Raw genomic sequence first — 15792 nt, 5'->3', positions numbered from 1 at the left:
AGCACTCAGTTCCCTGAGGTGAATAGTAATAACTATGCTGAATTATGAGAACTCAATATCATTAATAATTATAATTATAATATCTTATGCGTTCTGCAGAGTATACTCATCAAATGTTCTTACTTAAAGCCTAATTCAACAGCTCTTTCAGAGCCGTCCAAATTAAATAGGGTATGGAAATAAATGAGTGCATCTTTAATACTGCACATCCCGTTCTTTACATAATACCAGTTTTCCACGTCTTGTTCCTTGATTATAGGGAAACACCCCGGTTGAATTCGTGCAATAATTTTCTTGTAGCCAAGATAAGAAAGAACTGCCGTACGATGGTTCCCCTGGAGTATTACAAATCTAAAATCGCTGTTTTCTCTTTTAAGGCAGACTCCTGCAATAAAACTATGGGGAAACCTCCAGGGAGAGTACCCTGTACTATTTATCGAATTTCTAAGCTTCACGATATCCATAGATTCTTTTTCAATAAGATCATCATCGGATGGCCCACAAAATCGAGACGTACACCTATCTTTGGTCGGTAAGTTGTGATCAAATTCTTTTTTATAATTCCCCCATGGAAATCTGAAAAAATCTAAATTGAATTCAACATTGTTGTCAGAAAACACAATCAATTCTTTCATAGAGGCAGGTTGATACATTTTATGGTAACGATACAGAACAGATTCACAAAGGAGTACACTGGGATCGGCCTTAAGTTCTTTCAAGTATTCTACGAGAAAGTGCCAACCATTTTCTCCAAAGGAAAAACCAAGAGGATTAATACACTTGTTCATCGGCACCTCAAAGACCTTATGACGGTTAACTGTTTTCAACAATAACCGTGATGCCGTGTACTTGGCATACCTGATCAACATATGCGCCATTGTCCCCTTATTGTTCTAAGTACGTCTGCAATAAAGCGCCTTATAAATTTTTTCAGTAAATATAATTTATTTGCTTTATCAATTCTGTTTAAGCTCTTTAAAATCGGTAATTCTTTCTTTGATGAAACCAGCATTACCCTTCGCGAAGTTGGATCACCGATTATTCCAGAATGTTCAATTTTTAATTGTTCAAGCATCGTCAAGACAGCTCGAACAGATGGGATAAAATAGCAGATAGACCATTGATCGCCAGGATCCGATCTTCTTCCATCAAACATCAGGTAAGGCCTGTCATACGCATATTCTTGAAATGCTTTAAACTCCAATAAAAAGGTATCACTTAATGGTGCAAGTATAGAAAGTAAAGTATAAGGATCAGGAACCCGATGGATGAACCCCATACAAATCACTAAGTCAAAAGAGCCTAATGTGTCTAACTGAAAATCATATACACTCGCATTTATAAGTCTTATCTGGTTCGAAACATTCCGTTGGTTGAATACGAACTGCGCCTTTTCAACTCGTTCATTACTTGCCTCCAATGCGACAACATTGGCACCGAGTTCTGCGAGTTTCAATGAAAAAAAACCGTCATTGCACCCAATATCCAAAACTCTTTTACCTGAACAGGAAAAAGAGTTTATAAATGGTTCAATTCGCTTCCATTTGACTAAGTTTTTTCCTGCTGAAGACTGATCTGGACTACAAGTAAAAACTCCAGGAGAAAGTTCTATCGAGTGGTTCCAAGGTTGCTTTTTGTTCAATACTCCAATCTTCTCAACAAGTTTATCTGTATTCATGACAATCTTTCTCCGTATATGTGTACATCGCTTCTTTTATGCACAATTTTACTTTGTATATAAAAAGGCAACTTCAAAACCACTTCCAGTTCTTTAGAACTAATTTAGATTATCTCAGTTGTCTTTCTTATCATGTTCACTATAAGCTTAAACAGCTATTTTCTTATATTAATTTACACAATCATTATTTTTCAAATTTTCTATTAAAAGTTCACCCAACATTATAAAATTCTTTTTTTTGTTGCCTTTATTTGGAGCATATCTCCCTGGCTTTTTTAAAACTTCAGTATATATATTTACAGGAACAGACATATCAATTGTTGCAGTTATATAATTTATTAATGCTTTTTCATTAAAAGAGTATGAATGAATTAAATCAACAATAACCCTACCCACATCTTTAATATTATCGACATATTTCACCATATTATCAGGTAAGACATTAAAGGGACAAAAACCTACTGTTATTACGGGTCTCTTATTCATTATTGCTTCAAATCCTAAAAAACCGGATACAACTAATACTGCACTTGAATATTTCATAATAATTTTAGGAGAAACACCTGGATCAATGAGCATAAGATTTGGAATTTCCAATAACTTTTTATAATAGGATTTCTTTCTCTGGCCAATTGTTCTTGGATGTTCTTTAACTATAATTTTCATATTAATTGGTAAATTTTGTGCCACATTTCTTAAAAATTCAATTTGATTTAAATAATATTTACCATAAACAGATAACGCAATCTCCGGTTCGTGATGCAACGGATAAAAGACAAATTCGATATTTTCTAACTCTTTAGTTGAAACATAATATTTTTTGAGCAAATATTTTAATTTCGTTTTATTTAAAGGAACAACAACATCTTTATAAATTTGATTATAAAATAGATTTGGTGACTGGTGAGCCCCAGCACCCCTTAAAACTTGTTTACATAATTTTTTAAATAAGTTATACGGGACACCAAATATTTTCCTTTTAAAAGAACTAAAAAAAGTATCCGCTTTGTCAATAAAATTACCTTCATAAATCACTCGGTTACTTATACAAGATTTATAATAAGACATTGCAAGTTCTTTATTATTTGATTTAATCTCTTGAGATTGCAACCCACTATATCTATTATACACATGTATTGGATTTTCAAAAATATTCGGGCTCCACATCACATAGTTATTAAATTTTGTAGATTTTAGATGATAATATTTAACGTTGTGATATTTAGAAAAAGAATAAAACAAATAATCACCAAAAGTAACTGGAACAAATGATAGAATTAAATCTGGTTTTATTCTATTAAATAAATCATCAATTTCAATTAACGCTGTTTGCAATATTTTTTTTATTTGCAAATGATTATAGCGTGGTTTATAATGCTGAATTACTTTCGTATATTGTCCGTTATAAATTCGTCTATCGCAAATAACTGAACTCCATAAAGATGGATCCCCGATTTTTCTTTCGTATTCTGCAAGGACATCTTCTTTAATTAAAGTTTTTTTCGAATCGTTGACAATTTCCCATTCTTTTAAAATTTCAAAGTTGTTTATGTTTTTGTTTTCTTTTGAAAATTTGTTAAAGTAATTTTCATCGGTCACATAATATGCTACTTTTTCAATATTCAGTTTATTTTTTATTTCTTCAATAAGTGGATAAAATATATTTAATGAAGAACCCTGAGTTACGCATATAACATTCATAAACCACTTATACCTTCATTTAAAATTGGACAAATTGCTTCAGCAATAACCCAATCAATGGGTTCATCTATGTTAACAGCATGTTTCGTATCAATTTCAAGAAAATCTTTTTTACCACCTAATAATTTCCCATTGCTAAAAACAAATTCCTTTTTAGCAACATAGATATTACCGCATCGCACAAACACTTTAGGTAATTGGTGTCTGCTACTATAATCTTTATTTTCATTAATTAATTTTTTAAACTCGGAATTCTCCTGAATATACATAAATGATGGGTGTGAATGTGCAACATTAGTAACTGTTGAAACAGTATCTAATTCTTTTTTTTGTATCAGTTCTATCGTTTCTTCAATTTGCTTTGTTGTAGTAAATGGGCAAGTTGGCTGTAATAGAATTATATACTCAAATTCTGTTTTTTTTATTCTTTCCATTTCTAAAATTGCATGTTTCACAACATCAATACTTTTTGCGGTATCATTTGACAATTCTTTTGGCCTAATAAAAGGGACTTCCATACCTAAAGACTTTCCAATTTCTGCAATTTCAAAATCATCTGTTGTAAGAATTAATTCAGTAATTAAGTCACATTTAATTGCAGCATTAAACACATATGATATAAGCGGCTTCCCACATAATTTTTTTATATTTTTTCGTGGGATTCCTTTTGAACCACCCCGAGCAGGAATGATACCAAGAATTTTACTTTTAATATTTCTCATTTATAGCTTCAATCTTTATTGATTTTTTCTATATCATAAATCATATCCAAATATGATTTAAAAAAAGTTCTTACAGGTGAATTAAAAGGTACAGAATTATAGAAAGTTAAATATAGTGTTTTTAACTCTTTTAGCATTGAAGAACCTTGCATATTAAACTCTGCTATCTTATAGCATAAATTTGTCACAAGGCTTTGATAACCTGTAATATTAAGAGTTAAATAGTAACCCTTAATATTATCGTTTCTTACATATGCAGTAATTGCGTCATTAAATATTTCGGTCATAGTCAAATTTGGTTTCTCAAACAATTGATTTATTTGTTCACCTGATTTAGCACGTAAAATTGAATTGGCTAAAATATCATATTTATTAGTAAACAATTTACGATATATTGGCTGTGACTTTTCTTTTATCAATTCCAAAGTCCCAACACCCCAAGATACATTTTTTTTCTTAATCTTTTGACTTTGTAAATGCAACGCATCTATATAATATTCTGAATAATGGTTTAAATCTCTAAAAAAATATTTATTTTTCGAATTATATGACAACCAAGGAAACAAAACATCTAAATCATTTTTTCTTCGTACCAACCTATTGGCTATTGCTGCTTCATCAATAATATCGACATTATCCAGTAAATATAGTTTAGTATATTTGTCTCTATTGAGATTTTCCTCATTAAATTGATAACTAAAGTTACCGTAATTGCAATTATTTAGATTTGAATCTGGAATTGTTTTTAAAAATGTAATTATTTTAGTATCTGGATTAATTTTTCTTAAAGCAATTATTGTTTCTATATAATATTGATAATAATTTATTGATAATTTCTTACTTAAACATTCCCATTGGGCTTTATCGTAGTTATTTAATTCAGTATAAATATTTTTTTTTCTCACATAATAATCTCGAACAAAAAATTGAGACATTGGTAGAAAAATAGTCGAATATTTATAATCTGTTACTAAATCCACATATCGATTTATGTTAAAAACAACATCTTCATTTTCTAACAGCTTTGTACATTTAGTATTCTGAATGTAACGGTAATTTGTACACCATTTATATTTTTTTTTATTATCTTTATCTCTATAATATAAATAACGAGCCAAGCAATTTCCCAGATATAGTTTCATTTTTTATTTCAACCCATTCTGAGCTTGCTCTGATCTTATTTTTCCTAACAATTTTTCAGCATGTTTTCTATTTGACATTTTACCAATAGAAGATGATTTTACACAAAGAAACCCTATCAAATGGCCGTCTAAAAGAATTGCTTCAGCAATAACACTTAAACCCATTTCTTGCAAAAAAGGCATAATAGTATTTCTAGAAAAGTTGTAAGGATGATCAATTTTTAGAGATTTTTGTAGGCCTCTATCATTAATCATAAACTCAATATCCACTATATCTATAAAAAACAAACTATTTGATGACATAATATCACGAATACGTTTAATAGTATTTTTAACATCAAGCAGATGATCAACCGTTTGACAAAGCAAGATTAAATCCCATTCTTTCTTTTCTATATCAACTTCTTCAATTAATCCTTCAATTGTATTTAATCCACTCTTTTTTGCCACCGATAACTCTGTTGGGGACGGATCTATAACCGTTGCCTCAATATTTAGATCATATTTTTTCAGATCTTCTTTAATAGTAAGTGCCACGACTCCTGTCGACCCGCCAATATCCAATAAATTTATTTGTTTCTTTTTAGTTTTTATGTATGGGAAAATCCAATCTATAATTTCATGTGAATATTCTTTTTGACCGTCTTTTATTGAATTCGCATCTATTGTTTTTTTATAAAAACTACTTACTAATGGTCTATAGTAATCCCTATAAAACAATTTATATCCATCGGGTTTCATTCTCGGAGAAAAATATATCAATCCACAGTTCAAGCATAAATGAACAGAAACATTGAACCCATACCTATCTTTTTTGGAAATCAATATAGAATGAGTATTTGAACATAAATTACATTTCCAAATGGTATCCTTTGGCTGACTTTCATAATTAAAATTAATCATTTTTTATTTTTTACCTATTTTTTTAATAATAGTATTAGCTGTCAAAAAAAGCATCCCCCTAAATTTTACATACTCTTTCTTTTTTTATTTTCGGATTGTATTTTCAAACTTTCTGGCCACAAACAATTCCGTATTCCACATGGCATCAGAGGTGCATCCGCCAATATGCGGTGTAATAATAAGATTGGGATTATCTTTAGCATATTGCATGATTCTTTTATCAAATAGACCATCAAGATTCTGTTCATTTGAAACAACATCCAGTGCAGCCCCTTTAAGTACTCCGCTATCCATCGACTTAATAAGATCATCTTCATCAACCAGTTCGCCTCTGGATGTATTAACAAAATAACTTCCCGGCTTCATAAGGTTAAATTCTCTGAGGGTTATCATTCCAATGTTTTCAGAACAGTAATCCACATGAACAGTCACAATATCAGACCTGGTAAAAAGTTCATCTTTTGAGCAGACTGTCACATTTTGATCTTTCAGATACCCTAATGATTTATATGGATCACATGCAAAAACTGACATATTAAATGCCCTGGCATAATCAATGATGTGTTTTCCGATTCTGCCGACCCCCAGGATACCAATTGATAATGATGACAATTCTCTGCCCTTAAACCGCTCTCTATCCCATTGATTGCCTCTAACAACTGAATTTACACTCGGAACAATATTGCGTACCAGTGAAAGGATCAACGAAATGGTGTGTTCGCTGGTCGATCTGATCGAATCAAGAAAATCTGCTTCCCCTTTGAGACTGATAATAGAAATATCATTATTTTCACAATAGGTCTGATCAATATGATTCAATCCGGTTGTGGGACTCACTATAAACTTTAAATTTGGAAACATTCCCAGAAAATTATCATTTAAATGGTAACCTAATCTGCAGACAAGTGTGTCAACAGTTCTTTTGTCTTTAATTGAATCAACCCCGTTATCAACGTCTCTTACAGTCCCAAGCCTGGAATAAACTTTAACGGCATCAGGGTTATAATTCAATGGTTCCAATATAAGAATTGTATCCGGCATAAAAGTCTCTAATATGTAATTTTCTTTTTATTTGTAATACTAATTTTTGAAAGTTTTTCAGCAATTTTTGTTCCTGCATCGCCTTCACCAAATAACTTATTATCACCGTAAGTGCCATGGCTTAAATGCATCTCAATAGCCTTGAAAATATCATCGCGATGATAATCACTAAAAACTACATTTTCGCCATGTTCCCTATCCTCTTGCCGATCTCCGACAATAACCGAAGGCACGCCTAAAAAACTACCTTCCCTGATAAATGAAGATGAATTTCCAACCGTACATACCGAATTTTTAAGTACTCTGGCATAATCTTCAGGCGAAAAATTTCTAAAATAATGAAAATGCTCTTCTCTATGCATTTCCCTGAAAACACGAATCCCCTTTGATACATCATCTGTTCCAGCATCTATATTGGGCCAAAGAACAATTTTCTGAATCTCCTTAAATCGTACGAGTGCATAGAGAGTCTCCTGCGCTTGTTCAAACCCCTGTCCGTAACTTGTTGTGACAGGGTGCTGTACCATCAGAATATAGGGTTTATTCCAATCAACAGGGCCTCCGGTACCACCATATGAAGACATTTTTTCATTATTGATTGTCATATTTTCATGCTGTAATATGTCCATTGCAGGACATCCAAAGTTAAAAACTGTTGCAGGATTTTCTCCCATTCTAATAATCCGCTCCATTGACTGCTCTGAAGATGGAAAATGTATATCTGCAAGTTTAGTAATAGCATGACGAACCTTATCATCAATATTACCTGAAACTTCCCCACCTTGAAGATGGGCAAGGGGGATATTCATATATGTTGATGCAATTGCAGTAGCCATTGTTTCAAACCTATCCGCTACGGTAACCACAATATCTGGTTTAAGGTCTTCAAAAGCTGTCGAAAGCTCCACAATTCCAAGTCCTGTAGATTTAGCCTGAGTTGAAAGTGTATCACCCTCAACGATATAATATAATTTCCGTACCGGCTCGAATCCGTCTTTCTTTATCACATTTACAGCTTCGCCAAAGCGGTATAGAAGTGTAGATGCACCAACAATCAATTGGAGTTCCAACTCAGGGTGTTCATCAATGGCTTTCATTAAATACTTTACCCGACCATAATTAGCCCTGCTTGCAACAACGACGCATATTTTTCGTTTTACCATATGAGATCTTCCACTTTTAAAAAATCATACATGACCTTTTCGGCTTTAAGCCTTTTCCCAATAACATCTTTGTACTGTTTAGATGGGATTCCATGTCCAAGAGGTTTCTTTGACTCAAGATCCTCAAATCGTATAATATGACCGGCAGATAAATGTTTATTCACCGCCAGACTTTTTTCAAAAATTGTTTTCAATCTTTTATATTGTGAATTGTCATTTTTATCCACCGAATTTTTTAACGATGCCTCAATAAATTTTACACCATCAACAAGAAGCTTTAGTTCTTCAATTGTTATGGAAGAAGAAGTATCCGGTCCAAACATTTTCTTATTAAACACCGTATGAACCTCTATCAAATCCGCTCCAAGCGCCACAGCTGCAATCGAAGGATAAATGGTTCCTGAATGGTCAGATAATCCAACCGGGCAATTATATCTACCCTTCATCTCCTGAATGACATTCAATCCTGAATTTTCAGGCAATGTTGGATATTGTGTCGAGCATTGCATAATTGAAAATTTATTATTGTACTCTTTAATGAATTCAATGGCCTCATCCAATTCCTGAAAACTGCTCATGCCACTCGAAAAAAGTATTTCTTTTCCCGTTCTTGCGATTTTCTCAAGTAACAAAAAATTATTAACTTCTCCAGAGCCTACCTTATATTTTTTAACACCAACCTCTTCCAATAAATCTACTGCTGCATTTGAAAATGGTGAACTCAAAAACAGAAGATTTTTATCATCGCAATGTTGTTTGATTTCTTTCCATTGCGACAGTGTAAATTCCATCCGTTTCCAATAATCATAACGGGTTTTATCTTCATATGAAAACTTAATTCTAAAAGGCTCATGAATACTACTTTCAGCATTTGCAATATGGGTCTGAAATTTTATGGCATTTACACCCGTATTGGCAACTGCATCTATATAAGAATGCAATATACCCAAACTGCCATCGTGTACCTGACCTATTTCTGCAACAATAAAAACACCCATTATTTTTCTTCCTTAAAAAGATTAAACAACTTTGATTTGGTCATACTAAGCTTAGATGCCTCTCATTTCAACAGGGGAGATAATGTTATTATAAATTTGAAGCTGCTCTTTTTCAGTCAAAGAAATATGCATGGGAATACTGAATATTCTGGACGAGTAATCTTCTAATACAATGAATTGTCCTCTTTTAGGCTACCAGAAACAAATAATTCCGCAAAAATTTAAAAATCGATAAACAAGCCGAGCAGTATGATTTATAGCCAACATGGAAACCTAAATAAAAAGAGAGACCATGTCTGATCAGAATAATCATATTAGCGATTTACCTAATCTTGAAAATTTATCCCCAGCAGTTAAATTTTTTTTAAATAAAACAAGAAAAAAATTAAAAGGCCATGAACGTCGACAATTTATGGCTCGTGTAGTTTCCCGTTTAGGATATGGAAGGCAACTAAAAGCCGAAAAGGAACTTGGATGGGATCGGAAAACAATTTTTAAGGGCACGAAAGAGCTTAAAGCCGGAATTACATATATCGATATTTTTTCTGATCGTGGTCGAAAATGCAGTGAAAAACATTATCCAAATTTACTTGAAGATATCAAAAAAATAGTCGATCCAATCAGCCAAACAGATCCAACTTTTCATACTACGAGCCTTTATTCGCCCATAACAGCGAAAGAAGTACACCGTAGGGGGTATAAATCAACCCCGTTGTAGTAATCATGCTGCTGCCATCTCCTCAATCCGATTATCCCAAAATTCTTCCCACCAGCCATTTGCTCTTAAAATGCGTAAGGAAAATATTGGATTTATAGAATCACTTCGCCAGCTTGCTCCCGGTATTTTTAACCGTTTTTGGGGAATTGATTTATGTGCACTTTCTATTTCACCAGATCCGATTGGATAGCCTTTTGATTTAAATTTATTGTAATCCAGTGCATCTTTAAAACGCTTGATGTATCCAATTACTCGGGTTCGTCGATGAATCGGATCCTTTTTGTTCTCAACTTCAAATTTTTTTAGCACCTCGTCAACGTTCCCATTTGCAACTGCTTTGAGTCGTGGATTATTTCTCCTGTTTTATTCCGAGGGCTTCTGCAGTGTCATATAAATGATCACGGAAATGAGATTTATCCAATATAAATTGCATAGAGGGAAATTGCCTTTTCAGTTCTTCGCTGAGCCCTTTGCCACCGTCTGCGACTCCGACAATCTCTGTTTTTGGAGTCATGCCGATTAAAACGCCGGCACTATGCATTTGACTGACAACAGTTTGGTATGAATCCATTTTACCTGCAAATATTTTGGCTTCTGAATCTAATGGCCTTTTGGTAGGCGTCCTTTTCCATGATGGGCTCCTTATGTTATAGGGATTTATTATCCCCTAACCTGGACAAGCCAGAACCAAAAAGGTTTCATTTAATAATAAGCGAATGTATAATGAATATCCAATAAGAAGAATTTGGTCAAGACCCGTTCCGGTCTGATCACCTTGCAATCGTTGATTTGATCATTTTAACAAACTCTACCCTCATTTCATTTGAACAGCAAAACTCTCTCGCTTCGCTCCCTCAAACAGTTGCTGTTCTATCATTCCATTCGGCAAGAGTTTGTAAAAAATGATCAAAAATACGCTCTTTACAAGGCAATCAAACCTCCACTGGAAACCGTGCCTAACCCAAAGGAGGTCAAGTATGCTTTTTACAGAAAGATACTCCAAACAAATATCTGGTGTTTTACATTGTTACGATCGTGTCATTATTCAAGGTACTGTTCCCGGAATCTGTTACGCAAAAGGCATGACCAGTTATCTTTATTCAAATAAAGTTAGAATTTTTGATTACCCAAAATTTGCCGAACCTTTCAAAGAAGAACTCCGAAATAATGCTGAAAAAGTTGCTTTAAATAATGAAATCCAGATTCAATTTCTTCCAAAGAGAAAAATTCGGAAAGAAAAAATAATAAAAGATATCATCAAAAAAAGAGGTGATCATTCCGGTCTTGTTCATATTATTTCGGCCATGGAAGCATGTCCTTCCTACAAACCTTGGCACAATAAAAAAACTGGCAAAACATATCTGAAATCAATTTTGGGGAAATGTTTGCATTATTATTTTTATTTTATTGATGAGAATTTGGGCCTTTGTTATGTCAGGGTTCCTACATGGTGTCCGTTTCGATTACAAATTTATTTTAATGGCCATAATGTCCTTGATGCTGCTATGAAACGAAAAGGCATTCAAAGTGTAATAAGGGACAATGCAATCATGAAAACTGAATCCTTTGAAGCTGCTCAAGAAATCAGCGATGCTCTAAATATTGTTCAAATACATGAAAAGCTAAATGAACTTGCAAACCGTTATTGTCCGGTTATCAAACATTTTCCTATGGGTTATCATTGGAGCATCATGCAGGTTGAATATGCGACCGATATTATTTTCAAACGTCAAGAAGATTTGAAACTAATTTATGAAAATTTAACCCGTACTGCTATTCATTCAGTCAAACCTGAAAACATCGCTACTTTTCTTGGCCGAAAACTCGATCCACAATATCAGGATGAAATGGGCAATAATTTTTCTACAAGGATAGAGGGGACATGCATCAAATTTAGAATGGGGTCCACCTCAATAAAAATGTATGATAAACACGGTATCATTCTCAGGATAGAAACAACGACCAATGATGTCTCTTTTTTTAGGCACTACCGAAAGGTAGAACATCGAGATGGAACAAGCTCCATGAAACTTACAGGTATGAAAAAAGGACTATACAGTTTGGGGCCTTTAACCGGCATATTATTGAATGCAAACAAACGTTTTTTAAAATTCATTTCAGATATAGTTGATCCGAGTGTTGGTATAAAAAAACTTAAAAAAATCTCAGAGACCGTTGTTCAAAACAACCGGCCATTCAAGGGGTTTAACTTTTTCAACGAAGATGACATGAACGTATTGCAAACAATAATGTCCGGTGAGTTTACAATCAGTGGCTTCCAGAATAAAAATCTCCGTAGTAAGCTTAAAAACTACTCCAGCAGTCAAGTATCAAGAACCTTAAAAAGATTGCATACACACGGTATGATCAAAAAAGTTGCCCACACTTATAAATACTATTTGACTCGTTTTGGAAGCCAAGTAATTACCATGGGGATGAAAGTTAAAACAATGGTTATAATCCCTGAATTGTCAAAGGCTTATGAGCCATTTGCATAATTCTTTTGCCAAAAAAACACGAATATAAGAGATAAGAAACTAACATAAAGAAATGCGGTTGTCTACTAAATGGGGAATTATTTTATTCTGCAAGCCTTATATCCCAAATCGGCAAAGGCCATCGGTAGATGCAACGGGAGCATTACCTGTTTCTCACGAATTGTCTACAATGAGACGAAGTTTAGGTAGTTGTTTATGAATGCGACCCTGTTCAATCTGTCTTGTTCTGTTTTCCATAATTCGATCGAAGGTTTTATTGTATTTTGCACATCGTAGCTTCAAAATATTATTTGCATTTGTTGGATACCACCAAGCACCTGAACGTTTGAGGCGGACATTGGAGATAAACTTATTTGAACTTTCTATACCACCACTGCCAATGTGGTAACCTCCACGCTTCAATGAGCCATAATTGATCATCTCTATACGCTCGGTGAGGTATCGAACGGTTTTTTTAATTTGATCTTTGGCTGCATCTGATTTTGGTTTCATTCGTTTGATTCCGGAAATAATTCGATCTGCCTTGTTCAGGAAAAGACGAGTAAGCGTGGCCTCTACCCACTCCCGTGCTTTCTGGTTGCTTTTGCCGTATTGAGCATTGGCCAAGTCATTTAAGTATTCGCTGCAATGATAATAATCCAATACTTTTTTAGCATCAGGATAAATTTCCTTTGCTCGATTCCAAATCCAAGGTGCACCGTCTCCAATAAAACATATGCGGACTTTGTCTTCAGGAATCAACCCGGCCTGCTTGATTTCTAAAAGATCGTTCGCAAGTTCTTTATCACTTTTAATTTGATGCCAACTGATTAAATGGACCATATCTTTATTATCAAGCAGATATATGCGAAAACCTTTAACTTCTTTCCATTCGCCCTTACCTCTTTTTCCCTTTCTTGGACTTGGTTCACGACGGGTTGGTGCATGGGCACCGTCTATACCGATCATTAAAACAGGACGACGAAATCTACCTTCTGAAAGTACGTCAATTTTATGCTGAATCTCGACTTTATCAGGGCAAATATCCAGCAAATGTATATCATCGGCAATTTCATTGACAACATCGTGGGCATGGTGGTTACTCACTTTAATACCCGCACATCGTTCAAGGGCTTCAACGGATGTTTCATAAGGCATTTCGGCTGCTAACCACGCCTCTAATTCTTGGATATCTGACTGTATTTTCCTATTAGAAAGCCCCAATACATTATCCAAGGGATAAAATCCAAAGCCGCAGGGCTTACAGTAAAAATAAGGCCGATATAAAGTCACCGGTCCAACAAGCGTATCAATGTCACATTTGACTTTTTCGGACTTAGCTTTAGTTTGCTGATGGCACTTCGGACATTGACAATATTGTTGCTCAAGCAGATGTCCATATTTTTTCTCGATGATTGCTAAAGCCGCTTGCCCCATTATTTCTGAACGGTTTGTAAAAAGGCTTTTCGATATATCTGTTATGGATTCCATTGAGTCATCCTTTTCGATCTGATCCAAACGATTACTGACGAATGATAAAAAGTTTAATTTCCAGCTTTCTGAATCTATAGGTGTGGCTTGAATTTCTGCTAACATGGGATTTCCTCCCTTTAAAAAATCAAGGTCTATTACCCATGGTACAATATTACAGATCGCAGTTGTTGTCTAATCGATCTACTCTTCGTGAAGAAGCTTTATCAGCAGTTATTGCCAATATTTATAAAATTTCCTCCTATTTTCATAGATTTCTGGGGAGAAACAGGTAATGCATCCCAGATGCAACGGTGTTAGATAGTAAATATCTTTTTCTTTAAGCCTATTCTGATTACTTAATTTTGAATCTTTTCATCCCAAAAATTCTCTTAATTATTTTTTTAGAGCAACGTTAATCGTTTTTCTTATACCGAATCACATAGTCCACTAGAAATGATAAAAACACACTGAAGAAAAGAGCCCCGACAAATGTCAGCGGCAGAATCAATTTTGGATCGTATTGATTCTTTTGTATATATTCGGGAGTATTGCCAATATAAATCGCCTGCCCAAATTTCAATTCAAGATATTCCCGGTTAAGGGTATTTGTACTTTTGACAATCTCTAATAATTTATTCTGAATAGAAATTAACCGGCCTGTTATCTCTTTATCATTTCTTTCGAAGTTTATTCCATTATTTTTTATTCCGTCCAATCGATCTTTTAACTGGCTAATCTTTACACTATTTTCTATTGCTTTGTTCTCAGCATCAAGAGATAATTTTATCAGGTAAAAAATATACTCATTTTCTTTTAGTTTTTCATAAAATGTCGAATCAATTTCAATTTTTGTTTCTGCTTGCCCGGGGACTTGGCCGGTTCTGCTTACTTTTGCGCTATCTTTTACTGACGCTAACAGGTCGTATGAGACTTTAGCCATTTTTTCACTTTTCAACCGTTCATACTCAAGGTCTTTTATATCTTCTGAAATTCTGGCAAGAAGACGTTCTTTATTCTTTGCAAGATGGCGAGTCTTGATTTCAGAAACAACATTTTTAAAATCAACACGTCTTAACACAATCAATTGGCTTAAAAGGTCAGAAAAAATGTACCTATTTTCCTTGGATTTAAATGCCCCGGTAATTTCACTTTTTCTCGCTATTATTGATTCAGTTAAATTAATATTATTTTCAATAACATAGGTTACGTCATCGTATTCGCTTGTATTAATAAAATCATCTGGAAATTGAATTGAGATCGCGGATTCTTCGATGAATTTCTTTTCAAAATTTATTTTAAACGCTTTTGCAATAGCCTTTAAAGTGTCAGCCCTCTCCTTGTTGGAATCAAACAATGCAGGTTCATACTCGAGCAGTACAATTTTAAATCTATTGGGATAATAAATATATGCCGAATCTTCTTTTAACTTCAATTGCATCTGGTTCGGAATTAATGCTTCAACAAAGACATGGCCGGACAAATCGATATTTAGATTCAATTTACTTAATACATTAGGGGAAATGATATCAATGCTCTCAAAGATGCTGCCATCAGGGTAAATCCCTTTGTTAATTCCCTCAAAATTCAATCCAATTACCATTTCAGTTCTCAGTTCTTTTTTTTGAAACGTAATCAAAAGAAGGGCACACACCACGGAAAAAAGAACAATCCCAATGATGATCGATTTTCTTCTCCAAAGAACCAAAAACAAATCCATCAATTCAATTTCATCATTCTCTTTGAAAACTTCAATTTCATTTGGCATAACAATCCCCT

15 protein-coding genes are annotated in these 15792 nt (G+C 33.9%); 2 read left to right on the top strand and 13 right to left on the bottom strand.

The features are described 5' to 3' along the window. Positions 1-119: 119 nt before the first annotated feature. The 9 genes from ACZ45G_RS09165 to ACZ45G_RS09125 form a co-directional block, all read right to left on the bottom strand. Positions 120-878 carry a ParB N-terminal domain-containing protein gene (locus ACZ45G_RS09165; RefSeq protein WP_464177261.1) on the bottom strand — a complete coding sequence of 253 codons (759 nt, stop codon included), beginning with the start codon at positions 876-878 and terminating at the stop codon, positions 120-122. Next, entirely contained in the window at positions 863-1678 is an 816-nt protein-coding gene (locus ACZ45G_RS09160; protein ID WP_464177258.1) for a class I SAM-dependent methyltransferase, read from the bottom strand. Before ACZ45G_RS09160 ends, ACZ45G_RS09165 begins: the two co-directional genes overlap by 16 nt. Before the next feature lie 168 nt (positions 1679-1846). Continuing rightward, positions 1847-3379: a capsular polysaccharide export protein, LipB/KpsS family gene (locus ACZ45G_RS09155; RefSeq protein WP_464177256.1), complete on the bottom strand. Its 1533-nt coding sequence runs from the start codon at positions 3377-3379 to the stop codon at positions 1847-1849. Continuing rightward, the gene (locus ACZ45G_RS09150) at positions 3376-4101 is read right to left on the bottom strand and encodes an acylneuraminate cytidylyltransferase family protein (RefSeq protein ID WP_464177254.1); all 726 of its coding nucleotides are present in this window, start codon (positions 4099-4101) and stop codon (positions 3376-3378) included. Before ACZ45G_RS09150 ends, ACZ45G_RS09155 begins: the two co-directional genes overlap by 4 nt. Before the next feature lie 8 nt (positions 4102-4109). Continuing rightward, positions 4110-5219 carry a hypothetical protein gene (locus tag ACZ45G_RS09145; RefSeq protein WP_464177252.1) on the bottom strand — a complete coding sequence of 370 codons (1110 nt, stop codon included), beginning with the start codon at positions 5217-5219 and terminating at the stop codon, positions 4110-4112. Positions 5220-5246: 27 nt separating this feature from the next. Next, positions 5247-6146, bottom strand: coding sequence for a methyltransferase domain-containing protein (locus ACZ45G_RS09140; protein WP_464177250.1), 900 nt, complete (start codon positions 6144-6146; stop codon positions 5247-5249). 84 nt (positions 6147-6230) lie between these two features. Next, on the bottom strand, positions 6231-7187 hold the full coding sequence (locus tag ACZ45G_RS09135; protein WP_464177247.1) for an NAD(P)-dependent oxidoreductase: 957 nt from the start codon (positions 7185-7187) through the stop codon (positions 6231-6233). Between the two features lie 8 nt (positions 7188-7195). After that, positions 7196-8350, bottom strand: coding sequence for a UDP-N-acetylglucosamine 2-epimerase (gene neuC, locus ACZ45G_RS09130; protein WP_464177245.1), 1155 nt, complete (start codon positions 8348-8350; stop codon positions 7196-7198). Beyond that, positions 8344-9348, bottom strand: a complete 1005-nt coding sequence (locus ACZ45G_RS09125) for an N-acetylneuraminate synthase family protein (RefSeq protein ID WP_464177242.1) — start codon at positions 9346-9348, stop codon at positions 8344-8346. Before ACZ45G_RS09125 ends, neuC begins: the two co-directional genes overlap by 7 nt. Before the next feature lie 292 nt (positions 9349-9640). Here ACZ45G_RS09125 and ACZ45G_RS09120 point away from each other — a divergent pair, with 292 nt between their 5' ends. After that, positions 9641-10066, top strand: a complete 426-nt coding sequence (locus tag ACZ45G_RS09120) for a hypothetical protein (RefSeq protein ID WP_464177240.1) — start codon at positions 9641-9643, stop codon at positions 10064-10066. 3 nt (positions 10067-10069) lie between these two features. On the opposite strand, the gene ACZ45G_RS09115 is transcribed toward ACZ45G_RS09120, so the two are convergent. Beyond that, positions 10070-10375 carry a hypothetical protein gene (locus ACZ45G_RS09115; protein WP_464177238.1) on the bottom strand — a complete coding sequence of 102 codons (306 nt, stop codon included), beginning with the start codon at positions 10373-10375 and terminating at the stop codon, positions 10070-10072. A 40-nt stretch (positions 10376-10415) separates the two neighbouring features. Beyond that, a complete protein-coding gene (locus tag ACZ45G_RS09110; RefSeq protein ID WP_464177236.1) occupies positions 10416-10637 on the bottom strand; it encodes a hypothetical protein in 222 nt (73 codons plus the stop codon). A 406-nt stretch (positions 10638-11043) separates the two neighbouring features. Here ACZ45G_RS09110 and ACZ45G_RS09105 point away from each other — a divergent pair, with 406 nt between their 5' ends. Then, positions 11044-12564 (top strand): MarR family transcriptional regulator, encoded by a 1521-nt coding sequence (locus tag ACZ45G_RS09105; protein WP_464175045.1) that lies wholly within the window; start codon positions 11044-11046, stop codon positions 12562-12564. Between the two features lie 153 nt (positions 12565-12717). Here the strand turns inward: ACZ45G_RS09105 and ACZ45G_RS09100 are convergent, their stop codons facing one another. Beyond that, entirely contained in the window at positions 12718-14034 is a 1317-nt protein-coding gene (locus ACZ45G_RS09100; RefSeq protein WP_464179907.1) for an ISKra4 family transposase, read from the bottom strand. A gap of 394 nt (positions 14035-14428) precedes the next feature. Beyond that, positions 14429-15781 (bottom strand): GumC domain-containing protein, encoded by a 1353-nt coding sequence (locus tag ACZ45G_RS09095; RefSeq protein WP_464177234.1) that lies wholly within the window; start codon positions 15779-15781, stop codon positions 14429-14431. Positions 15782-15792 lie beyond the last annotated feature (11 nt).

The organism is Desulfoconvexum algidum, from assembly GCF_055382125.1.
Note: the sequence above shows the minus strand (reverse complement) of the source record. Positions and strands in the feature narration are given on the sequence as shown.